The organism is Achromobacter piechaudii NBRC 102461 (assembly GCF_001571245.1).
Taxonomy (GTDB): domain Bacteria; phylum Pseudomonadota; class Gammaproteobacteria; order Burkholderiales; family Burkholderiaceae_B; genus Achromobacter; species Achromobacter piechaudii.
This window is the reverse complement of record NZ_BCTK01000001.1, coordinates 1,273,686-1,294,552: the sequence shown is the minus strand read 5'-3', so window position 1 is coordinate 1,294,552 and position 20,867 is coordinate 1,273,686. Positions and strand designations below refer to the sequence as shown.

General features: G+C 66.0%; 20 protein-coding genes. 10 read left to right on the top strand and 10 right to left on the bottom strand.

From position 1 onward, the window contains the following. Positions 1–42: 42 nt before the first annotated feature. From API01S_RS05840 to API01S_RS05820, 5 genes are read right to left on the bottom strand one after another with little or no spacing between them, the layout of a single operon-like run. Complete coding sequence (locus API01S_RS05840; RefSeq protein WP_061303555.1) at positions 43–801, bottom strand: alpha/beta hydrolase family protein; 759 nt, start codon at positions 799–801, stop codon at positions 43–45. After that, a complete protein-coding gene (locus API01S_RS05835; RefSeq protein ID WP_061303553.1) occupies positions 788–1,924 on the bottom strand; it encodes a DUF3182 family protein in 1,137 nt (378 codons plus the stop codon). Before API01S_RS05835 ends, API01S_RS05840 begins: the two co-directional genes overlap by 14 nt. Continuing rightward, positions 1,921–2,925, bottom strand: coding sequence for a lysylphosphatidylglycerol synthase domain-containing protein (locus API01S_RS05830; RefSeq protein ID WP_006219464.1), 1,005 nt, complete (start codon positions 2,923–2,925; stop codon positions 1,921–1,923). The genes API01S_RS05835 and API01S_RS05830 overlap by 4 nt, the downstream gene beginning before the upstream one ends. Continuing rightward, the gene (gene clsB, locus API01S_RS05825; RefSeq protein ID WP_006219465.1) at positions 2,922–4,124 is read right to left on the bottom strand and encodes a cardiolipin synthase ClsB; all 1,203 of its coding nucleotides are present in this window, start codon (positions 4,122–4,124) and stop codon (positions 2,922–2,924) included. Before clsB ends, API01S_RS05830 begins: the two co-directional genes overlap by 4 nt. Next, a complete protein-coding gene (locus API01S_RS05820) occupies positions 4,121–4,888 on the bottom strand; it encodes an endonuclease/exonuclease/phosphatase family protein (protein WP_061303551.1) in 768 nt (255 codons plus the stop codon). Before API01S_RS05820 ends, clsB begins: the two co-directional genes overlap by 4 nt. A gap of 312 nt (positions 4,889–5,200) precedes the next feature. Here API01S_RS05820 and API01S_RS05815 point away from each other — a divergent pair, with 312 nt between their 5' ends. After that, positions 5,201–5,929 (top strand): ribonuclease activity regulator RraA, encoded by a 729-nt coding sequence (locus API01S_RS05815; RefSeq protein ID WP_061303549.1) that lies wholly within the window; start codon positions 5,201–5,203, stop codon positions 5,927–5,929. A gap of 92 nt (positions 5,930–6,021) precedes the next feature. Here API01S_RS05815 and API01S_RS05810 read toward each other — a convergent pair whose 3' ends face one another. Further along, positions 6,022–6,240, bottom strand: coding sequence for a hypothetical protein (locus tag API01S_RS05810; protein WP_006219469.1), 219 nt, complete (start codon positions 6,238–6,240; stop codon positions 6,022–6,024). A 10-nt stretch (positions 6,241–6,250) separates the two neighbouring features. Then, on the bottom strand, positions 6,251–6,634 hold the full coding sequence (locus tag API01S_RS05805) for a hypothetical protein (RefSeq protein ID WP_006219470.1): 384 nt from the start codon (positions 6,632–6,634) through the stop codon (positions 6,251–6,253). Between the two features lie 222 nt (positions 6,635–6,856). Here API01S_RS05805 and API01S_RS05800 point away from each other — a divergent pair, with 222 nt between their 5' ends. Together API01S_RS05800 and API01S_RS05795 are read left to right on the top strand one after the other, a co-directional pair. Then, a complete protein-coding gene (locus API01S_RS05800; protein WP_254598484.1) occupies positions 6,857–7,339 on the top strand; it encodes a DUF2946 family protein in 483 nt (160 codons plus the stop codon). A gap of 157 nt (positions 7,340–7,496) precedes the next feature. Next, positions 7,497–8,921 carry a PepSY-associated TM helix domain-containing protein gene (locus API01S_RS05795; RefSeq protein WP_061303545.1) on the top strand — a complete coding sequence of 475 codons (1,425 nt, stop codon included), beginning with the start codon at positions 7,497–7,499 and terminating at the stop codon, positions 8,919–8,921. On the opposite strand, the gene API01S_RS05790 is transcribed toward API01S_RS05795, so the two are convergent. Continuing rightward, complete coding sequence (locus API01S_RS05790; RefSeq protein ID WP_006219473.1) at positions 8,897–9,556, bottom strand: GntR family transcriptional regulator; 660 nt, start codon at positions 9,554–9,556, stop codon at positions 8,897–8,899. The genes API01S_RS05795 and API01S_RS05790 overlap by 25 nt on opposite strands. Before the next feature lie 152 nt (positions 9,557–9,708). Here API01S_RS05790 and API01S_RS05785 point away from each other — a divergent pair, with 152 nt between their 5' ends. From API01S_RS05785 to API01S_RS05775, 3 genes are read left to right on the top strand one after another with little or no spacing between them, the layout of a single operon-like run. Further along, complete coding sequence (locus tag API01S_RS05785) at positions 9,709–10,491, top strand: LamB/YcsF family protein (protein WP_061303544.1); 783 nt, start codon at positions 9,709–9,711, stop codon at positions 10,489–10,491. An 8-nt stretch (positions 10,492–10,499) separates the two neighbouring features. Then, complete coding sequence (locus tag API01S_RS05780; protein ID WP_061303541.1) at positions 10,500–12,110, top strand: 5-oxoprolinase subunit B/C family protein; 1,611 nt, start codon at positions 10,500–10,502, stop codon at positions 12,108–12,110. A 16-nt stretch (positions 12,111–12,126) separates the two neighbouring features. Continuing rightward, on the top strand, positions 12,127–13,863 hold the full coding sequence (locus tag API01S_RS05775; RefSeq protein ID WP_050729265.1) for an acetyl/propionyl/methylcrotonyl-CoA carboxylase subunit alpha: 1,737 nt from the start codon (positions 12,127–12,129) through the stop codon (positions 13,861–13,863). 166 nt (positions 13,864–14,029) lie between these two features. Here API01S_RS05775 and API01S_RS05770 read toward each other — a convergent pair whose 3' ends face one another. Beyond that, complete coding sequence (locus API01S_RS05770) at positions 14,030–14,959, bottom strand: AraC family transcriptional regulator (protein WP_061303540.1); 930 nt, start codon at positions 14,957–14,959, stop codon at positions 14,030–14,032. A 143-nt stretch (positions 14,960–15,102) separates the two neighbouring features. Here API01S_RS05770 and API01S_RS05765 point away from each other — a divergent pair, with 143 nt between their 5' ends. The 3 genes from API01S_RS05765 to API01S_RS05755 all read left to right on the top strand — a co-directional run bounded on the left by API01S_RS05765 (position 15,103) and on the right by API01S_RS05755 (position 18,699). Continuing rightward, entirely contained in the window at positions 15,103–16,290 is a 1,188-nt protein-coding gene (locus tag API01S_RS05765) for a hypothetical protein (RefSeq protein WP_061303899.1), read from the top strand. 72 nt (positions 16,291–16,362) lie between these two features. Continuing rightward, entirely contained in the window at positions 16,363–17,157 is a 795-nt protein-coding gene (locus API01S_RS05760; protein ID WP_254598485.1) for a hypothetical protein, read from the top strand. Positions 17,158–17,229: 72 nt separating this feature from the next. Continuing rightward, positions 17,230–18,699 (top strand): DUF1254 domain-containing protein, encoded by a 1,470-nt coding sequence (locus tag API01S_RS05755; protein WP_061303536.1) that lies wholly within the window; start codon positions 17,230–17,232, stop codon positions 18,697–18,699. Between the two features lie 149 nt (positions 18,700–18,848). Here API01S_RS05755 and API01S_RS05750 read toward each other — a convergent pair whose 3' ends face one another. Continuing rightward, positions 18,849–19,751, bottom strand: coding sequence for a LysR family transcriptional regulator (locus API01S_RS05750; RefSeq protein WP_061303530.1), 903 nt, complete (start codon positions 19,749–19,751; stop codon positions 18,849–18,851). A 110-nt stretch (positions 19,752–19,861) separates the two neighbouring features. Here API01S_RS05750 and API01S_RS05745 point away from each other — a divergent pair, with 110 nt between their 5' ends. Then, positions 19,862–20,866, top strand: coding sequence for a Bug family tripartite tricarboxylate transporter substrate binding protein (locus API01S_RS05745; protein ID WP_061303528.1), 1,005 nt, complete (start codon positions 19,862–19,864; stop codon positions 20,864–20,866). Position 20,867 lies beyond the last annotated feature (1 nt).

Below are 20,867 nucleotides of genomic sequence, written 5' to 3'. Positions count from 1 at the left end.
ACTGCCCGGGCCTTGCGGTCCGGGCAGCTTGGCCAGGCGCCATCAAGGCACCGGCCGCGGATCTCCCATCCGCGCGCCGGTCACCATCTCGGTCACCCAGTTCACCAGAATCGACGTATAGGCCCGTTGCGCGGACTTTTCCGTCAGCGCATGGTCCGCGCCGTCGATGATGCGGTGCGTCAGCGAGTGCGAGCGGCGGAATGCCGAGCGGTAGCTCATGATGGTCGAGTGCGGGATGAAGGTGTCGTGCTCGGCCTCGACCAGCAGCACGTCGCCGGCGAATTCCGTGCAGGCCTTCAACGCGCGGTTCGATTCGGGCGCGACGTAGCTGTTGCGATACGCGCGCAGCGTTTCACGGTTCAACTGGTTCTTCGGCAGCAGCCATTCCTCGTCGCGGTACAGGGCAGGCACGTGCAGGGCCAGCCAGCGCACGCGCCGCAGTCCGCTCAAGAGCGCCGCCAGATAGCCGCCGTAGCTGCTGCCCACCACCGCCACCGAACCGGAATCCAAGGACGGGTGCGAAGCCAGCCGGTCGTAGGCGGCCATGACGTCGCGCAAATTGTCTTCGCGCGTTACTTGCAACTGCTGTTCGCGCGTGGCCGCGTGGCCGCGCAGGTCGAACGTCAGGCACACGCAGCCCAGCGCCGCGATGCCCTTGGCGCGCGCCAGGTCGAACTGCTGACTGCCGCCCCAACCGTGTATGAACAGCACGCCCGGCACCTTGTCTTCCGGGGTCAGGAAGGTGCCGTCCAGTTGCTGCCCGTCAACGACCAGCGAGATGGGATCACTATGCGCCGCCATGGGTTTCCTCCTCCAGCACGCCCGCCCATTTGCTGATGTGGCCCACCGCCGAATCCACGCCGTGATAGACCAGATGCTGCGGGATGGGGCGCGGTTCCTGCTCGCCATAGCGTTCGCGCGTCGCGGCGCGTACCGACTTGAGCGAAGGCGACAAGGCGAACGCCTGCATCGCGGCCAGTTCGGCCAGGCTGGCGCCGCCAGCGCGCCACGACTGCTCCAGCACACCGAAGCGCGGCTGCCCGGATGCGCTCTGGCCCAAGGCCACGTCGTAGTTGCGGCGCGAGGCCAGCAGTTGCGGGTAGGCGGTGGATACCGCCGCGTCGTACTGGCAGGCCAAGGCGACCGCCTGACGCTCGTGCTCATTCAGGTCCAGCGCGCGCAGATCGTCAAAGCCGCCGCGCGCCAGACGCAGCACCGAGCCGCCATAGACGGACACGCCCTGGTTGTCGGGCGTGAGCGACTGCGTGCCGACATACGAGATTTCCATTTTGCCGACGCGCGCCCAGCCGACGCTGTAGGTCGCCACGTCCTGCAAGTCTTCTTCCAGCACCACGCCCAGCCGGCGCATGATCACGGGCGATTGCTCGGCCAGCGCCGCGCGCAGCTCCTGCGGGTTGCGCACAACGATCTGGCCTCGGCCGGCCGTGGCGTCCACGGGCTTGACGCGCAAGGGGCCTTCGCGCAGCAGCCGCAGGCCGGCCGCCTCGGCGTCGGCCGGCGTGAACGCCGTGTAGCCGGCCAGCACCACGTCGCGCAGCGCGTCGGCCAGGTCGTGCGACCAGGCCTTGGGCGCCTTGGCATGCGGTCCGATCAAGCCGTGCGTGATCGCTTTGCCGGCCACGAAGGAATGCGGCGCTACGCCTCCGTACAGATCAGCCGGGCGCGTGATGCCCAGCCGCGCCGCGCGCGTGGTGCCGATGATGGTGCGGTCCGGAACGTAGTACGGGACCGGGCCGTCGCGATGCCGGCTGGGCCGGAAGTGCGGATCGAAGCGCCGTCCCAATAGCGCTGCCAGCCGCATCGCCATGGCCTCCTGCGAGGCTACCTCGTGTTCGGACGCACTGGCGCGGCGCGGATACGCCACCACCAGATCGGATTGCATCGCCGACGCGTTTTTTTTCATGGCCGTGGTTCCAGTAAGTCGTGTTCCTGGTTCGAGGGGGCCTGTTTTTTGCGCCACGCGATGCGCGCTTCGAACAGGGGAAATGCCGCCAGCGCCAGGCACATCGGCGCCAGCGCGTAGCAGGCGCGGTAGGCCAGCGCGGCGCCCAGCACTTCCGAATACGGCAGGCCGGGCGACAGCACGGCCACGAAGATGGCCTCGGTGGTGCCTAGGCCCCCCGGCACCCGCGTGAGCACCGCCGCGAAACTCGAACAAAGCAAAATACCCAACACGACGAGGTACGGCGCCTTGCCCTGTAGCAGGACATAGGCCACCGCGCCCATGAACATCCAGGACATGCCGGCGAAGACGCATTGCAGGATCGCCATGCGGGCGCGCGGCAGGTTGATGCGCTGGCCCATCACCGTGGCCGACCGGCGCTGCGCGCGGGCGCACATCCAGACGTAGGCGGCTGCGCCCACCAGCAGCACGGCGCCCACCAGCCGCAGCACGCCGCTGCCCACGTCCCAGCCTTGCGGCACGGGCAATGCGCCGCTGACGAACACCGCGCCCGCCACCCAGGCATAGCCGATCCAGTTCGACGCCGCCGAAAACAACGCGACGCGCGTGGCCACCGCCTTGCGGCAACCCAGCCGGGCGTACAGCCGCAGCCGCGCGCCCAAGCCGCCGACCAGCACGCCCAGGCTCAGGTTCAGCGCGTAGCTGACGAGCGCCACGCCCAGCACCGTGGGCCAACCCAGCTTGTGTCCGGTATAGCGCCGCCCCAGCAGGTCCAGCGCGCCGTAGCTCAGATACCCCGCCACGACCAGGCCAGCGGCCATCAGGATCGAGTCGCGCGGAATGCGCCGCATCGACTCCCAGACCTGCGGCCAGTCCACCGAGCGCCCGAAATAAAACAGCAGCGCCGCAACCACGGCCAGGATCAGCCACGGCAGCACCTTCTTGATGCGGGGCCAACGGTGGCGCAGCGTGCGCATGAAGTTCGTGCGATAGATCCTCATGCGACCTCGCCTTCGCCAGTCGTTTCCGGCTTGATGGTTTGCAGGCGCGGCTTGTGGGCGGGCAAGGAACCGGCCCAGGCCGGAAAGCGCCGCAGGAAGTGGAACACCACCACGCCCACCCAGAACCGGCGCAGCGCCCGGGTGGACTTCGGGCCGCTGGGCACGGGCTTGCAGTCCTGGGCGATCAGGCGGTCCAGGCTTTCGCGCAGCGCGGCATTCAGCGACCGGTCGCGCACCACGACATTGGCTTCCAGATTCAGGGCCAGGCTCAAGGGGTCCAGGTTGCTGGAACCCACGGTGGACCAATCATCGTCCACGCAGGCGACCTTGCCGTGTAGTGGGCGCTTGCAGTATTCGTAGATCTCTACGCCCGCGTTTTTCAGATAGTCGTACAGCATGGTGGCGGCCAGACGCGCCACCAGCATGTCGGGTTCGCCTTGCAGCAGCAGGCGCACGCGCACGCCCCGGCGCGCGGCCTTGGTCAGGTCGCGCAGCAAGTGGTAGCCGGGAAAGAAGTACGCATTGGCGATCAGCACGTCGCGCTTGGCCGAGCGCAGCCCGGCGCGGTAGTAGCGTTCGATGTCGGTGGTGTGGCCGTCGTTGTCGCGCACCACCAGGCGGCCGCCGCCGTCACCCTCGGGCACCGAGGCGGCGGCGGGGCGACGCCAGCGGCGCGGACGCTTGCGATTCAGCGCCGCGCGCGCATAGTCGGCGATGTCCGCCGCCAGGGGCCCGTCGATGCGCATCGCGTAGTCCTGCTTGGCCTCGGGGCCGAAGTCGGCCAGATGGTCGGCGGAAAAGTTGATGCCGCCGATCATCGCGCACACCCCGTCGATCGCGACGATCTTGCGGTGCATGCGGCGAAACACATTGGTGCGCACGCCCAGCAGGCGCGGGCGCGGGTCGAAGATGTGCAGGCGCACGCCGCTATCGGTCAGGGCGCTGATGAATTCCGGCGTAAGCTGGTCGGAGCCGTAGCCGTCCACCAGCAGGTCCACACTGACCCCGCGCCGGGCAGCGGCGATCAAGGTCTGCTGCAATTGGCGGCCGACCTTGTCCTCGAACAGGATGAAGGTTTCGACCAGCACTTCGCGCTGGGCCGCGTCGATGGCCTCGAACGCCGCCGGAAAATAGACCTCGCCGTTTTCAAGCAAGGTGTAGCGGTTGCCTTCCCGCCATCCCAATTCAACGGCATTCATAGTGCGATCTCCGCGGAAAGGGGTACGTGGTCCGACAGGCGCGACCACACGCGCGAGGCCAGCGGCACGGGCCGCCAATCGCGCACGTTGCGCACGTAGATGCGGTCCAGCCGCAGCAGGGGCCAGCGCGCGGGAAACGTGCGGGCGGGGCGGCCCAGGCGCGTCGTGAAGACTTCCTGCGTGCCGCAGCCGGCCATCAGCCTGTCGGCGTTCAAGCGCCAGTCGTTGAAGTCGCCCGCGATCAACAGCGGTTCGTCGGCCGGCACCTCGCGCGCGACCAGCTCGCACAAGCGTTGCAGTTGCTCGCCGCGATGGCGCTCCAAGAGGCCCAGGTGGACGCAGATGGCGTGCACCGGCGCATCGCCCGGCATGCGCAGCACGCAATGCAGCAGGCCTCGGCCTTCGTGGCCGTCTACGCTGACGTCGTGATTTTCGTAGCGTTCGATCGGGTAGCGCGACAGGATCGCATTGCCGTGATGCCCGGCCGGGTACACGGCGTTGCGGCCGTAGGCGTAGTCCGACCAGAGCGTGTCGGCCAGGAATTCGTATTGGGACAAGGCCGGCCAGGCCTCCTGATGCCGCTCGGCATGGACTTGGTGTTCGCCCAGCACTTCCTGAAGAAAGACCACGTCGGGCGCCGCCAGTCGGAGCGCCTCGCGCAGGTCGTGCAACATGAAACGCCGGTTGAAACTGGTGAAGCCCTTATGGGTGTTGACGGTCAGTACCGTCAGGTTCCGGCGGGATTCGTCGGTCGGGGCGGGCATGAACTCTCCGGAGGGGGGTAATCCATACCCCTGCGCAAGTTTCGTTCCCAAGCAACGTGGCGGACGCGTTTTCATAGGGGAAATGCGGTGGTCCGGGGCCCCTGAAAGCGGCTGCCCGGGCGCGGAATTGCCCGGGGCGGTCAAATTTTCCCTGCCGGAAAAAGAGGGGCAGGGCAGCGTTTGCGCGCGCCGCCCGACGCAAAAAGCGTATTCAGAATCTGCAAAAACAAGGTTGTGCCGGGCTGGACGCGGAGCCACAATCGACCTCCCCATTCATCAATTTCGCCAGAAAGCGCAAGGAGAACCCGCACCATGACGATTGCCCCTCAGCCCCTGGACGCGCGCGTCGTAGAGGCCCTGTCGCGCATCACGACCGCCACGCTGACGACCGTGCTGCTAAAGAAAGGCTTGCGCAACGTCTGGGTGCGCGGCGCGCGGCCGCTGGCGCCGGGCGCGACCCGCATCGTCGGGCGTGCGTTCACGTTGCGTTTCGTGCCTGCGCGTGAAGACCTGGCGACGCCGGCCTCGTGGGCGTCGCCCATTTCCACGCGCGCGGCCATTGAAGACATGCCGGCCGGCTGCATCGCGGTGGTGGACGCCATGGGCGTGACCGATGCCGGCATCTTCGGCGACATACTTTGCGCCCGCATGCAAAAGCGCGGCGTGGCGGCGCTGGTGACCGACGGCGTGGTGCGCGACCTGGAAGGCGTTGAGGGCACCGGGCTGCCCGTCTGGTGCTCGGGTGCCGCCGCTCCGCCTTCCGTCGCGGGGCTGACGTTCGTCGGCTGGCAAGAGCCGGTGGGCTGCGGCGGCGTGGCGGTGTTTCCGAACGACGTGATCGTGCTGGACCGGGACGGCGCGGTGCTGATCCCGGCCGCGCTGTTGGACGAAGTGGTCGAGGTCGCCATCGAACAGGAACGGCTGGAAGGCTGGATCATGCAGCAGGTCGAGGCGGGTGATAAGCTGCCGGGCCTGTATCCGCCCAATCAGGAAAATCAGGCGAAGTATCTGGCTTGGCGGGAAAAGCAGGGCGCCAAGTAGTCGGGCCGGTCGGGCAAACGCGGGAACGAAAACCCGGCGCGCACGGCCAATGCCGTGCGCGCCGGGCTGGGTATTGCGGGGGTGACTTGGAACTAGTTGCCGCCGCGGATGTTGCCGGCGACGCCGCCCGCCACGCCGCCGATGGCGGCTCCGGTCCAGGCGCTGCCTCCCGCGATGGCGGCAATGCCCGCGCCCGCCGCCGCGCCTATCGCCGCTCCGGACATGGTGCCTTGCTGCTTGGGCGACATATTCGTACACGCGGCCAGCGCGCTGATCGCGACGCCAACGAGAATCGATCGGATGACTTTCATGACGGCTCCTTCAAGGCTTGCGCTTGGCGCCCGGAATGACGATCTCGAACCACAGCGTCTCAATCACCGGGCGGTCCAGCCGCGTGGGGTTTGCGGCGTACCAGCTATCCAGCCCTTGGCGCACGGAGTCCAGCGTGTGCGTTTGCAGGCCCCTGGCAAAGCGGGGCACCAGCGTTTGGTTGTCGGGTGGGGCGCGGCGTTCCTGGTACGCGCGTTCCACTTCAAGCAGGTTGGCGATCCCCAATAGATAGGCTTTCTTGAGGTTGGCGTCGGACTCCGTCCAGTGCTTGCCGGTGACCATCGGGGCGGGGTCGGCGGATTGCGCCAGCGTCGGCGCTGTGCATAGCAGAGACAGCGCGAACGCTGCCGGACCTAACAGGTGTTTCACTTTCATCGCATCGCTCCTCGCGGGCTTAAAAGATAAAAAACAACCTTTAGACGCCGTCCGCGCGACAGGGCCCGCGTGGAGGCCTGGCGGAAATCGGCAACACTGAATTTATGCCTGATGCCGGTCGGCGGCAAGCAGCGTTTACAGCCGGGGAGTCGCGCGATGCGGCCTCGGCGCGTAAAATTCCGGCCGAAACGCCAGCTCCCGCTGGCGTCGTGGATTGGACGCATGCGTACCGGATTGTCCAGACGCTCTTCGCGATTTGCCTCGGCCGCCGATTTCGGGCGGCTGTTGCTGCTGCTGATGCTGTTCGCGCGCGCCTGGGTGCCGGCTGGCTACATGCCCGACGCGGACGCGCTGCGCCAAGGCCGTCTGACGCTGGGTTTTTGCACGGCGGGCGGCAATGCGTATGCGGCGTTGCAAGCGATGACCTTGCGCCAGTCGCCGGCCGGCCAGCACGAGATGCACGGTCACCATGGCCACGCCGGCCATCACGATAGCGGGCAGGGCGATGCGGGCGGCGCGGGCCAGGAATGCCCGTTTGGCCTTTCCACCCACCAGATCCTGAACCCGCCAGCGCTGGCCGCGTTGGCGCCGGTGCTGCTGCGCTGGCTGGCGCAGCCCCCGCCGAAGGTGGACGGGCCGCGCCCGCCCATGCCGGCTGCCGGCCCGCCCCTGGGGCAGCGGGCGCCGCCCTCGATACACGGCTGATCCTTTCAGGCATGCGCGCGCTGCGCGCATGCGTGTCGCCCGATTGCTGCGGCCTGCTGTTCCCGGCCCAGCGTTCGCGGCCCGTGTTTGCCACCCGTGTCTGCGCTATGGGATTTCCCTGCGCGACGGGGCGGCGCCGTTCCTATTCGAGAGTCTCATGTCCACGCAAACCCTGGATACCGCCGCCGCGATCCCGCGCGCCCGAAGCGCGGCCCCCAGCGCTTTCCTGGCGCTGATCACGCGTCTGCATTTCTACATCGGGCTGTTCGTCGGCCCCTTCATTCTGGTGGCGGCCGTCACCGGCACGCTGTTCGTCCTGACCCCTCAGATCGAAAACCTGCTCTACGCCGAGCAGTTGCGCACCACGTCCACCGGCCCCGCGCAGTCGCTGGCCAGGCAGGTGCAGGCGGCGCAGGCCCACATCGGAGACGGCCCGCGCCTGTTCGCCGTGCGCCCGGCCCCCGGGCCAGGCGACACCACCCGAGTGATGTATACGCAAGCCGGGATGGGCGATTCCGAAAGTCGCGCGCTGTTCGTCGACCCCGTCACGCTGGCCATCAAGGGCGACCTGATGGTCTACGGCACCAGCGGCACGCTGCCGTTTCGGACCACGCTCGATTACCTGCACCGCAACCTGATGCTGGGCGAGCTTGGCCGCAACTACAGCGAGCTGGCCGCTTCCTGGATGTGGCTGGCCACGCTGGGCGGTCTGGTCCTTTGGTGGGCGGGACGTCGCCGTGCAGCCGCGACCCAGGCGCGCAGTCCGCGTCTGCGCGCGCGCCGCTGGCATACCTTGCTGGGCTTGTGGCTGGCCGTCGGGCTGATCTTTTTGTCCGCCACGGGCCTGACCTGGTCGAACTGGGCGGGCGGGCGCGTGGATCAGCTGCGCGCACAGCTGGGATGGATCACGCCCGCGATTTCGCTCAAGTTGCCGGGTGCAGATTCGCCCGCGCCCGCCAGCGGCGGCGAGCACGCGCATCACCATGGCGGCATGCAGATGGCAGGCGCGATGCCGCCCGCGGCTGCCCCGGTGGATGTCTCGGGGCAATTCGACCGCATCCTGCAAACCGCGCGGCAAGGCGGCATCGACAGCACGCAGCTGGAAATCCGCCCGCCGCGCGGCGCGGGACAAGCGTGGATGGTGCGTGAAGTGGACCGTTCCTGGCCCACGCAGGTGGATACGATCGCCATCGATCCCGCCACCTACACGATCACCAGCCGCGCCGACTTCGATACCTTTCCGCTGATCGCCAAGCTGATCCGCTGGGGCGTGGACATGCACATGGGAATCCTGTTCGGCTGGCCCAATCAGCTGCTGATGGGCGGCATCGGGCTGGCGCTGACGATCATGATCGTGCTGGGTTACCGCATGTGGTGGTTGCGCCGTCCCGCCGCTGGCGTGGCCGGCCAGACCCTGACGCAAGCCTGGGCCGCGCTGGGCTGGCCCGCGCGCCTGGCGTTTGTCGCCGTGGCGGCGGCGCTGGGATGGTGCCTGCCGCTGATGGGCGTCAGCCTGCTGGTTTTTCTGGTGATTGACGCGCTGCGCTCGTGGCGCCTTCAGCCGCCCACGCGGCGCGCGTAACTGGCCAGGACGATGCGCTCGGACTGCGCCAGGTAGTCCTTGAGCGCATCGGCCGCCTTGGCGAAATCGCCGGCTTCGACGCGCTGCAGGATCTGTTCGTTCATGTCGGCATACGGCGCGTGCAGGAATTCCGGGTCTTGCAGCAGCCCGAAGACCAGCCGCAGTTCGGCCAGCAACTGCGAAAACATGGCGTTCAGCCGTTCGCTGTCCGCCAGCTCGACGATGGCCATGTGAAACGCCATGTTGGCGGTGCCCACGCCCGCCCAATCCTGTTGTTCGCGGCAGGCCAGCGCATCGTCCACCGCCTGCCGCATGCGCTGGCGCGCTGGATGATGCGGGTAGGCTTGCGCCAGGGCCTGACATTCGATCATGCGCCGCACCCGATAGATGTCGATAATGGACGCCATGCTGGGCACGGCCACGGCCACCCCCCGGTTGGGCGCATACGTCAGCAAGCCTTCCTTGGTCAGATTGCGAAACGCCTCGCGCAAGGTGTTGCGCGACACGTCCAGCGATTGCGTCAGGGTTGCTTCCGATAGCCGCTGGCCCGGCAGGAATTCACCATTGATCAGGCGGCGGCGGATGGCTTCGGTGACCTTGTCGGTCAGGGTCTGGTGCGCGTCGGAGGAGGTCATAGGCGGTTGGGGCAATTACCGATAGGCATGTGAGCCAGTTTGATCTACCATACTAACCACTTTGTAGAACAATTGTGTAACTATCGTTCCACATCGCAAGCGAATTCCGCCATCATACCGGCTCGCTTGCCTGCGTGGACCAAGGAATAGACATGGCTGGGATCGATTTGAACAGCGACCTGGGCGAAAGCCTCGGCGCATGGCGCATGGGCGACGACGCTGCAATGTTGGCGGTCGTATCCAGTGCCAACGTGGCGTGCGGGTTCCATGCGGGCGACCCCGCGGGCATCCTCGCCACCTTGAAATCCGCGCGCGCCAACAATGTCACGGTCGGGGCCCATGTGTCCTATCCCGATCTGACCGGCTTTGGCCGCCGCAACATGGACGTGGCCAGCGCCGATCTGGTCGCGGACGTCATCTACCAGATCGGGGCGCTCAAGGGCCTGGCCGCCGCCGCCGGCACTGACGTGCGCTACGTCAAGCCGCATGGCGCGCTCTACAACACCATTGCGCACGATGCCCGCCAGGGCGACGACGTGATCGCCGCCATTCTTGAAATCGATCCGACGCTGGTGCTGGTCGGGCTGGCCGGTTCGCCGCTGCTGGCGCGCGCCCGCGAGCGCGGACTCACTGTGGTGGCCGAAGCCTTCGCCGACCGCGCCTACACCCCGCAAGGCGAGCTGGTCTCGCGCCGCGAAAAGGGCGCCGTGCTGCATGACCCGCAGGTCGTGGCCGCGCGCATGCTGCGCCTGGTGCAAGAGGGCGTCATCGAAGCCATCGACGGCAGCCTGACCCGCGTGCAGGCCGATTCCATCTGCGTTCACGGCGACAGCCCCGGCGCGGTGGACATGGCGCGCGAACTGCGGCGCCAGCTGGAGCAGTCGGGCGTCACCATCCGCTCTTTCATCGACGCTGGTTCGGCGCCATCCGCCTAGGAGGCCGCGTGCGTTTTCTGCCTGTAAACACCGACGCGCTGCTGGTCGAGCTGGACGATCTGGAACAGACCCTTGCGCTGTTCGACACGCTGCAATCCCGGCCCATCGCCGGCGTCACCGAACTGGTTCCTGCCGCGCGCACGGTGCTGGTCATCTTCCAGCCCGGCCTGGTAACGCGCGATGCGCTGATCGCCGGCATCGGCGCGCGCGACACCTCGGGCCGCGTGGCGCGGGACGGCAAGCTGATTGAAATTCCCGTCCATTACGACGGCGAAGACCTGAACGAAGTGGCGCAGTTGCTGGGCATCACGCCCGACGAAGTCGTGCGCCGCCACACCGGCAGCACCTACAGCGTCGCCTTCACCGGCTTTGCGCCGGGCTTTGCCTACCTGAGCGGCGGGGACCCCACGCTGGACGTGCCGCGCCGCAAGACGCCGCGCACCCGCATCCCGGCAGGCGCGGTGGCCTTGGCGGGCACCTTCAGCGGCGTGTACCCGCAAGCCAGCCCGGGCGGCTGGCAGATCCTGGGCGTGACCCATACGCCCATGTGGGATCTGGCGCGCGACACGCCCGCTTTGCTGCAACCGGGTTTTCGCGTGCGTTTTGTCGATGCGGGCGCTGCCGCCCCGTCAACGGAAGCCGCCCAGCCCAACGCGCCGGCCAACCCATCGCGTGATGCTGCCGCCACGCCCGCGCTGGAAGTCGTGTCGCCGGGCTTGCAGGCCGTGTTTGAAGATCTGGGCCGGGCAGGGCAGGCGCGCCAGGGCGTGGCTGCCTCCGGCGCCATGGACCGTGGTGCGTTGCGCGCGGCGAACCGCCTGGTCGGCAACGCGCCCGGCCAGGCCGCAATCGAAATCGTCTACGGCGGATTCCAGGTGCGGGCGCATGGCCCCAGCGTGGTGGCCGTGACCGGCGCGCGCGGCGACATCACGCTGCGCAACGCGGCGGGCGCCACCTGGACGGCGCAGACCTATCACGCCATCGCGCTCGACGATGGCGACACGCTCACCTTGGGCCAACCTTCGGCCGGTATCCGCTACTACCTGGCGGCGCGCGGCGGCTTTGACGTGCAGCCGGTGCTGGGCAGTTGCTCCACCGACACCTTGGCCCGCGTCGGCCCCGAGCCGCTGGCGGCGGGCGACCGCATCGGCATCCTGCCGGCCGGGCAGGGCGCCATCGTGGGCGCGCCTGAAATTGCGCCTGCCGACTTGCCCGAGGCCAACGCCGACGTCGTGCTGGACGTGGTGCTGGGGCCGCGCACCGATTGGTGCGACCCCGACGCCGTGGCGCTGCTGTCGCGCCAGGCCTGGACCGTCACGCCGCAATCGAACCGCGTCGGCATCCGCCTGAACGGCGAGTCCCCCCTGCAACGCGCCAACCACGCCGAACTGCCCAGCGAGGGCACGCGCAAAGGCTCGATCCAGGTGCCCGCCAGCGGTCAGCCGGTGCTGTTCCTGGCCGACCACCCATTGACGGGCGGATACCCCGTCATCGGCTCGGTCGCGCCGTGGCATCTGGACCGCGCGGCCCAGATTCCGATCGGCGCGCGCGTGCGCTTCAATCCCATTTCCGACTTCGTTCCGGTTGATGTTCCCGCCGAGCCCGTCAACCCGATATAACGTGAACCTGCCTGCCATGAAGAAAGTCCTGATTGCCAACCGTGGCGAAATCGCCGTCCGCATCATCCGCGCCTGCGCGGACTACGGCGTCAAATCCGTCGCGGTCTACGCCGACGCCGATTTCGATGCGCTGCACGCGCGCATGGCCGACGAGGCTTACGGCCTGGACGGCGACCGTCCCGCCGATTCCTATCTGAACATCGACAAGCTGCTGGACGTGGCGCGCCGCAGCGGCGCGGACGCCGTGCACCCGGGCTATGGGTTCCTGTCCGAAAGCCCCACGTTCGCACGCGCGGTCATCGACGCCGGCTTGATCTGGATCGGCCCCACGCCGGAAACGATCGAACGGCTGGGCGACAAGGTTCAGGCGCGCAAGATCGCCCTGGCGGTCGGCGCGCCGCTGGTTGCCGGCACCGCCGACCCCGTCAACGGCGCGGAAGACGTGCTGGCGTTCGCCAATGAACATGGCTTGCCCATCGCCGTCAAAGCCGCGTTTGGCGGCGGCGGCCGGGGCCTGAAAGTCGTGTGGCGCATGGAAGACGTGGCCGACCTGTACGAGTCGGCGGTGCGCGAAGCCGTCACCGCCTTCGGCCGAGGCGAATGCTATGTGGAACAGTTCCTGGACCGGCCGCGCCACGTCGAAGCCCAGGTGATCGCCGACAAGCACGGCAACGTCGTCGTGCTGGGCACGCGCGATTGCTCGCTGCAACGCCGCAATCAGAAACTGGTGGAAGAAGCACCCGCGCCGTTCCTGACTGATGAGCAGCGCCAGCGCATCCACACGTCGGCGCGCGACATCTGCGCCCACGCCGGTTACGTCGGCGCGGGCACGGTCGAATTCCTGTTGAGCGCATCGGGCGCGATCTCGTTCCTGGAGGTCAACACCCGCTTGCAGGTGGAGCATCCGGTCACCGAGGAAACCTGCGGGCTGGACCTGGTGGTCGAGCAATTGCGCATCGCCGACGGCTTGCCGCTGTCGTTCGACGCGGCGCCCGCACCGCGCTGCCATGCCATCGAATTTCGCATCAACGCCGAAGACGTGGGCCGGGGTTTCCTGCCGTCGCCGGGCCGCATCGCCACCTTCGCCGCGCCGTCGGGCCCCGGCGTGCGCGTGGACAGCGGCGTGGAGTCGGGATCGACGATACCCGGCACCTTCGATTCCTTGCTGGCCAAGCTGATCGTCACGGGCGCGACGCGCGAGCAGGCCATCGCCCGCGCCCGCCGCGCGTTGGCCGAATTCCGTATCGAAGGCGTGGCGTCCGTGCTGCCGTTCCACCGCGCGGTATTGGCGCACGAAGATTTTCTGGGTGATGCCGAAGGCTTCAAGGTCCATACGCGCTGGATCGAAACCGACTTCGCCAACGATCTGGAAGCCGCCGTGCGTCCGGATCCGCTGGGTGCGGTGACGCTGCACCGGACGGCCGTTGAAATCGACGGCCGGCGCGTGTCGCTCGGGCTGCCCGCCGAATTGCTGCGCGGCCTGCAATCGGCCGGCGCGGCGACGGCCGACGCGGGGCAATCCGACCACGCCGCCAGCGCCAGCGCCGACAGCGTCGCGGCCCCCATCGCCGGCACCATCCAGGCCTGGAAGGTGGAGGACGGCGCCACGGTCAAGCAAGGCGACCTGATCGCCACGATGGAAGCCATGAAAATGGAAATGCAGGTGCTGGCCCACCGCGACGGCGTGCTCAAGCAGGAAGCCGCGCCGGGCAAATCGGTAGCGGCAGGGGCGACGATCGGCCGGATCGGGTAAAGGGGTATAGACCCTTATAGCCCGCAGGGCGGCGTTGCGAGCTCGCGCGCCGTCCATCACTGCCATGGCTACACCCCGGGACCGGAGAAGATTCCGCGTCGAACGCGCGCGCGGCGGGCTCCGGGATGCGCGGGAAGAGGGCGGTGAAAAAGCTGTTCAGGCGGCTTCACGTGCCCTGTATGACAGGCGATCTGGCACGCGTTTCCGACGGAGGTTCGCCGAAGATCGCGCGGTACCTGGATAGCGCGTAAGCCGAATACGGGTAACCGCCCCATTCGAACACGTCGGCGATTGTGGCCGACGGCTCGCGCATATCGCGCAAAGCGGCTCTGATGTGGTGCAGCCGCCTGAGATGCAGATATTGCACGGGCCCCAGGCCGAAGCAATGCTGGAAAAAACTGTTGAGTGATCGAGACCCGATCGGCATGTTCTTCCACTGATCGGACCGTTGTGCCATGACATCTAAATCCCGAAAGCGTTGTAACGCCGAATCGCACAGTTCGTGAGGAGAAATGCGCGGTCGGCCGGCCGCAGGCCTGGGTGGGCATGCGCGGGACTTTATCAAGGCCAACAAGGCCGTTTCGATCAGGGCACGCCCGGTCACCGGGGAGGTGCCCGGGCGGGTGGCGAGCAGCGCCGCATTCCTCAAGTTCTGGATGGCGGCGGGCGGCGCGGACAGCATGCGCGTTGCCCGGCACCAGTGCCGCAATATCCGGCCCGCCTCGTCATCGGCCAGGAACATCGGGAAAGAGATCGGCACTGCAATGGAAATCCAGGCGTTGGGGCCTGCTGCCCGAAAAACAAAACCCCGTGACGGGGCCAGGACGCCCAGCGTGTCATGCGCGAACGGAACGCCGTTCAGCCAGGTAGGACTTTGACGCCCCTCCGATATCAGGAACATCAGATGCGAGGGACATCCCGACGCCTCGCACAGGTTCGGCACGGCTTCGATGCCTTGCTGGACGGTGATGCCGTCCACGTCCAGGTGGCCGATGCGCCATTTCCCGTCGTGCGGCCCAAGCAGGCGGACCGCGAGGTCGGCGTTGACCACCGCGTCCTGGAATTCCTCGAACGACTCGAAGCGATGCAACTCCATGACGCTCCTCTGTAACCATTGGGCGAATTATTGCCAAAATTAGCATGGACTTGAGCGCGGGTCACTAGAGAGAATAACCAGGACGCAGTCATACATCCGTGATGTCCGCACACGACATCGTCATCACCTGTTCGCAAGTGCCTATGACTCTGGACGCATCGCCTTCGACCCGCGACGACCCTTTTCTGCTGGTCAACGACGATGCGCTCTCGCGACTGCAAGCCAGCATCGGCCTGCTGCCGGCCAGGGGAGGGGCGATCAAGCGGCGCGCGCTGGCCTACGCCCTGGTGGCGTGGCTGCCTCTGGCGGTTGCCTCATGGTTCAGCGCGAAGGCGGGCGGGCATGACGCGGCCTTGAACGAGACGTTGCTTGGCCATTACGGAATACACATCCGCTGCCTGATCGCCATCCCGTTATTAGTGTTGGCCGAGGGCATCGCGCAGAAAAATCTTGCGCTGTGCCTGAATGAGTTCAAGCGATCCGGCCTGGTGGACCAGGCGCTTGCCCCGCGGTTCGATGCGGTCGTTGAAGGAGTCGCGCGACTCAAGAAACGCATGTATCCCTGGATCATCGTCGGCACGCTGGCGGCCGCGTGGACGGCGGTGTTCCTGATTTCACCCAATCCGGACGAAGTGCAATGGGCCGGCCCACGAAGCGACAGCCTGGGCTTTGGCGCCTGGTGGTTCCTGCTGGTCAGCCGGCCCTTGTTCTGCGTCCTGTTGCTTGCCTGGATTTGGCGGCTGACGCTCGTGGGCATCCTGCTGCTGCGCATTGCGCGCCTGCCGCTCAAGCTGGTTGTGATGCATCCGGACAGCATGGGAGGACTGGGCTTTCTGGACCGGCTGCCGATGGTGTACGCGCCGTTCCTTTTTTCGGTGTCGGCCGTGGTCGCGGGCGCGTGGGCCCATACCGTGTTCTATCACGGGGTGACCGTGCCTTCGCTCTATCTTCAGGTCGCCACGTTGCTGATCGTTCTGATACTGATCGGGCTGGCGCCGCTGCTGATGTTTTCTTCGATGCTGGCGCGCGCCAAGCGGCAGGCGCTGCTGGACTACGGCGACCTGCTATCCGAACACGGCAGGCTGGTGGACGCCCGCTGGATTCGTAAAGAGCAGATCGCTGAAAACCCGATCCTGGACGCGCCCGAGCTCGGCCCCGTCGCCGATGTACAGGCGCTGTACCAAGCGGTGAACGCGATGCGTCCCGCGGTGATCAGCAAATCCATTTTGATCAAGATCGTGCTGCCGTCGGCACTGCCCTTGCTGATATTGGTCGCGACGCAGTGGCCGGTGAAAAGCACGCTGTCCAAACTTTTCTTCACGCTGCTTTAGGCGCGCGGCGCAGTTCCTGGCGCAACGGGGCCACGGCGCGATTGCCATTCAAGAAGGATTCCAGGAGACCGAATGAAGACCCATGGCGTTTGGATTGCAGGATGCCTCTGCGCTGCCGGCCTGGTCACGATGCGGCCCGCATCTGGCCAGGACGAGGCCAGCGCGGCGGCCCAGGCCAATAATCCGCTGGCCAACATGACGGCCTTCAACATGCAGAATTACTACATCGGCCGCCAGACAGAAACTGGCAGGAATGCCAACCAATTCTGGCTGCGCTACGCCCAGCCGTTTTCCATTTCCAGCAGCAACTGGCTCATGCGCGCCTCGCTGCCCGTCAATTCTTTTCCGGTTGAAGGCCATCACACGACCGGCATGGGCGATCTCAACGTCTTCGCGGCCTACCTGATGGACACCGGCAATCCGGCTGTCAGCTTTGGCTTCGGTCCGCAGATCACGGCCCCCACCGCCACGGACAACGCGGTGGGGAGCGAGAAATGGTCGGCCGGATTGGTCAACGTGCTGTTCAACGCCAGCTCACCGAAATTCCAGTACGGCTATCTGCTTTCGTGGCAGAACAGCTTTGCCGGTTCCAGCCGCCGCGAAGACGCGGATCTTGTGGCGCTCCAGCCCTTCGCCATGTATCAGCTGGGCGGCGGCACGTATCTGCGATCCACGCCAATCTGGACCTACAACCTGGCGAACGATAGCTACAGCGTGCCGCTGGGGCTGGGTATCGGGCAAGTGGTCAAACACAACAAGACTGTCTACAACTTTTTTGTCGAGCCGCAGTTCTCGGTGGCGAGCCGTGGACCTGGACAACCCGATTGGCAAATCTATATGGGTTTGAATTTGCAGTTTCCAAACTGACATCGCGCACCCGGTCCGTTCTTGCGACGAGGCAAGAACGGAGTTTCAGCGCCACCTTAAGGACGATTCGATATGAAGCATCGCAAAACTCTCTTGGCGCCGTTGATCGGCGGATCGCTGCTTGCCGTGTGTGCTCACGCCATGGCAGGGAAAATGGAAACCGTGGATTCGGCGGTGGGAAAGCTGGTGTTCGACGGCGGTTATCCCACCGAAAAAACCATGAGCCATCTGATCGACGAAATGGACTTCATGCGCGCGACCCAAGCTTATATGTGGGGCATACCCGCCGCCGGCATGATCGAATGGAAGAACGCCCAGGACAAAGTGTTCAAGTCCGCAAACGGCCAACTGGTGTCGTTCGTCACGCAGAAGCAGAAGCAGGGCATTCTGACGCCCAACTACACCACGCCCTACATCGCGGCCATTGCCGACTTATCGAAGACAGGCCCGTTGGTGCTGACCTTGCCCAAGGGTTTGATGGCGGGCATGGTGATGGACGTGCATCAGCGTGTGCTGTCAGACCTGGGCGTGGTGGGGCCCGACAAAGGCGAAGGTGCAAAATACCTGCTCCTGCCTCCGGGCCATGAAAAAATCTCGCCTGAAGGTTATTTCGTGGTGCAGTCGCCATCGAACAACGTTTTTTTCGGCGTGCGGCTGTTAGGCGCGGATAAAGCCGAAGCGGTTAAGACCCTGGTGCCGCAGATGAGCACCTCCCTCTATAACGACGGCAAGGGCGGCGGCACCCCTTGGCAAGTCATGCCAGCTCCGGAAGCAGCGTGGAGCCAGACACCACGCGAAGGCATGGCCTATTGGCAGACCATCAACCAACTGGTGCAGGAAGAAGCTGTCAACGATCGGGACCGCTTCACATTGGAACACCTGCGCTTCCTGGGAATTGAAAAAGGCAAGCCATTCCAGCCCACCGAACAGCAGAAGGCCGTTCTTGAAAAGGCCGCCGTCGTGGGGCAAGCCATGGCCAAGGCCAACAACTACGCCAAGCGCTTCGAACCGCCGTTCTGGAAAGGCACCCACTGGAAGCACGCCATCACTGTCAGCGTGGACCAGCGCGCCGAAAACTGGGACCAGTTCGACGAGCGCGCATCGTGGTTTTATGAAGCCGTCTCCATCTCCAAGGCGATGTTGAGCGAGACGCCGGGGGTGGGGCAGCGCTATATCGTGACCTACCAGGACAAAGACGGGAAATGGCTGACGGGCGAGAACACCTACAAGCTGCACGTTCCCGCCAACGTGCCCGCCAAGCAATTCTGGTCTTCGACTGTCTACGATGAGAAAGAACGCCAGATGATCGTCAACGACGAAAAGTCGCCCGATCTGTCGTCCACCAAGCAAGGGTTGGAAGCCAATGCCGACGGGTCCGTGGATATTTACTATGGTCCCAAGCCGGTCAAAGGCCACGAGCAGAACTGGGTGCAGACCAATCCTGGCGAGGGCTGGTTCACCTATTTCCGCTTTTACGCTCCTACCGAAGCCTTCTTCGACAAGTCGTGGACGCTGGGAGATATCGAGCGCGTCAATGAATGACGATAGGTGGCATGAGGCGTTGCATCGTCTGGCAGCAGCGGGAGCACGGTCAGGCTAATCCCGCGACCCGCCTGCTGCTCAGGCTGACCGGGGCCTTGTCGGCGAACATCGGGAATGAGCCAGATCCGTGGCCCACAACATCGTTCGCCTTACCCCCGGCTTCTTGATTCCACCTGTTCCGCCAGCAGGTCGTAGAAAAGTTTGGCGACGGGATTGAGCGCCTTGCCGCGCGGGTGGATCAAGCCAATCTTGCGGGTCACGGAAGGATCCGTCAGCGGCACGCTGACCAGCGTGCCGTGATCGTTGGCCGGCATCGCCAGACGCGGAACCACGCCGATGCCCAGCCCGGCTTCCACCATGCTCACCAGCGCCGGCACATGCTGCACCTCGCAAAAATGGCGGGGCCGATCGCCGCTGAGGGCCAGCGCCTGATCGATCAGAAAGCGGTTGCCGCTGCCTTGCGCCAGGGTGATGTACGGGTGGTCCGCCAGATCTCCCCATTTAAGTGATTTGCGCCGAGCCAGCGGGTGGCCCCGGCTTAACGCCACCACGAAGGCCTCTTCCAGCAAGGGCCTGAATTCGATCTCCGCGTCATTGGTGCCGATGTAGGTCAGGCCGAAGTCCGCCTCGCCACGCGCCACGGCCGTCAGCACCTGTGATGACGACTCATCAATGATGCGGATGCGGATGCGCGGATATTTCGCGTGGTAATCGCGGATGACTTCCGGCAGGAAGTACGCCACCGCCGACGGCACGCAAGCGACCGTCACCTGGCCCGAAAGCCTTTCGGCCACATCCTGGATTCCGACTAACGCGCTTTCAAGCTCGTTGAGCACATTGCGCGCGCGTGGCACGAAGCCCCGTCCGATGGTGGTCAGTTCCACCCGGCGCGTGGTGCGCGTGAACAGCTGCACGCCAAGTGCCGCCTCCAGTTTGTCCGCGCGGCGCGACAGCGCCGATTGCGACAGATGCAGCGCGTCGGAGGCCGCGCGGAAGCTTCCCAGATCGGCCACGGCCAAAAAAGCGCGCAGGTCTGCAAGATCGAATTTCATGCGTTTTGGACAAGAATCGAGCGAATTTTTGCACTTTACTCTATTCCGACCGGGGCGCACGATAGCCGTCAGCCGCTCCAAGAGGCGGCGCTCACACGGAGACTCGATCGATGTCATTGCTTTCTGGATTGCGTAGTGGACTGCTTACTCGCCGCCTTGTCGCCGGCGCCCTGATTGCGTTCGGCATGTCCACGCTGGCCCCGCTTGCGCAGGCGGCGTGGCCCGAACGGCCGATTCGGCTGCTCGTTCCCTATGGACCTGGCGGCAGCTCCGACGTGGTGGCCCGCGCCGTCGCCGTCGAAATGTCGCGGGATCTGGGGCAGCAGGTCGTGGTGGAGAACAAGGGCGGAGGGCAGGGGACCATCGCCACCAGCGAAGTGGCGCGCGCCAATCCCGATGGCTACACGCTCATCCTGGGGCACGTCGGCACGCTGGCGGTCAACCCCAGCATGATGCCCAAACTCAATTACGACGCCCGGCGCGACTTCGCGCCCATCGTGCTGCTGGCCAAGCTGCCGATGCTGTTTGCCGTGGGCGCCAAGGTGCCGGTGCGGACCTTGCCGGAGTTCGTCGGGCTTGCAAAGTCCAAGCCCGGCCAACTGAACTACGGTTCGGCGGGCAATGGAAGCGCGGGCCACCTGGCCTTCGAAATGTTGAAAACCGCTGCGGGCATCGACGTCGTCCACGTGCCGTACAAGGGCACCGGCGCGCAGGTGAACGACCTGCTGGCCGGCAATATCGACGCCGCAGCCGCCGGCACGCCGGGACTGTTGCCGCATGCGCAGGCTGGCAGCATCCGCATCATCGCGGTCGGATCCGCCCAGCGGCTGTCCGTATTGCCGGACGTGCCCACCGTCGCGGAACAAGGTTTTCCGGGTTTCGAAAGCTCGCAATGGTTCGGTTTGCTGGCGCCGGCCGGCACGCCCGCGCCCGTCGTAGAGCGGCTGCATCAGGCCGCCGTGAAAGCCTTGCAGAGCGACGCCGTGCGCAGCCGCCTGGCGCACGACGCCAGCGAACCCTCCGGCGCGGGCCCCGCCGAATTCGCCGCATTCATCGACGCCGAAGAAAAGCGTTGGGGCAAGGTCGTGAAAGACGCGCGCCTGTCCATTGAATAAC

Excerpts from the sequence above, each read along its gene's own strand:
- API01S_RS05800 (WP_254598484.1), top strand. The coding sequence starts at position 6,857 with ATGCGTACCGGATTGTCCAGACGCTCTTCGCGATTTGCCTCGGCCGCC.
- API01S_RS05760 (WP_254598485.1), top strand. The coding sequence starts at position 16,363 with ATGAAGACCCATGGCGTTTGGATTGCAGGATGCCTCTGCGCTGCCGGC.
- API01S_RS05770 (WP_061303540.1), bottom strand. The coding sequence starts at position 14,959 with ATGGAGTTGCATCGCTTCGAGTCGTTCGAGGAATTCCAGGACGCGGTG.
- API01S_RS05805 (WP_006219470.1), bottom strand. The coding sequence starts at position 6,634 with ATGAAAGTGAAACACCTGTTAGGTCCGGCAGCGTTCGCGCTGTCTCTG.
- API01S_RS05775 (WP_050729265.1), top strand. The coding sequence starts at position 12,127 with ATGAAGAAAGTCCTGATTGCCAACCGTGGCGAAATCGCCGTCCGCATC.
- API01S_RS05840 (WP_061303555.1), bottom strand. The coding sequence starts at position 801 with ATGGCGGCGCATAGTGATCCCATCTCGCTGGTCGTTGACGGGCAGCAA.
- API01S_RS05820 (WP_061303551.1), bottom strand. The coding sequence starts at position 4,888 with ATGCCCGCCCCGACCGACGAATCCCGCCGGAACCTGACGGTACTGACC.
- API01S_RS05815 (WP_061303549.1), top strand. The coding sequence starts at position 5,201 with ATGACGATTGCCCCTCAGCCCCTGGACGCGCGCGTCGTAGAGGCCCTG.
- API01S_RS05750 (WP_061303530.1), bottom strand. The coding sequence starts at position 19,751 with ATGAAATTCGATCTTGCAGACCTGCGCGCTTTTTTGGCCGTGGCCGAT.
- API01S_RS05785 (WP_061303544.1), top strand. The coding sequence starts at position 9,709 with ATGGCTGGGATCGATTTGAACAGCGACCTGGGCGAAAGCCTCGGCGCA.
- API01S_RS05755 (WP_061303536.1), top strand. The coding sequence starts at position 17,230 with ATGAAGCATCGCAAAACTCTCTTGGCGCCGTTGATCGGCGGATCGCTG.
- API01S_RS05835 (WP_061303553.1), bottom strand. The coding sequence starts at position 1,924 with ATGAAAAAAAACGCGTCGGCGATGCAATCCGATCTGGTGGTGGCGTAT.
- API01S_RS05830 (WP_006219464.1), bottom strand. The coding sequence starts at position 2,925 with ATGAGGATCTATCGCACGAACTTCATGCGCACGCTGCGCCACCGTTGG.
- API01S_RS05765 (WP_061303899.1), top strand. The coding sequence starts at position 15,103 with ATGACTCTGGACGCATCGCCTTCGACCCGCGACGACCCTTTTCTGCTG.
- API01S_RS05745 (WP_061303528.1), top strand. The coding sequence starts at position 19,862 with ATGTCATTGCTTTCTGGATTGCGTAGTGGACTGCTTACTCGCCGCCTT.
- API01S_RS05795 (WP_061303545.1), top strand. The coding sequence starts at position 7,497 with ATGTCCACGCAAACCCTGGATACCGCCGCCGCGATCCCGCGCGCCCGA.
- API01S_RS05810 (WP_006219469.1), bottom strand. The coding sequence starts at position 6,240 with ATGAAAGTCATCCGATCGATTCTCGTTGGCGTCGCGATCAGCGCGCTG.
- API01S_RS05790 (WP_006219473.1), bottom strand. The coding sequence starts at position 9,556 with ATGACCTCCTCCGACGCGCACCAGACCCTGACCGACAAGGTCACCGAA.
- clsB (WP_006219465.1), bottom strand. The coding sequence starts at position 4,124 with ATGAATGCCGTTGAATTGGGATGGCGGGAAGGCAACCGCTACACCTTG.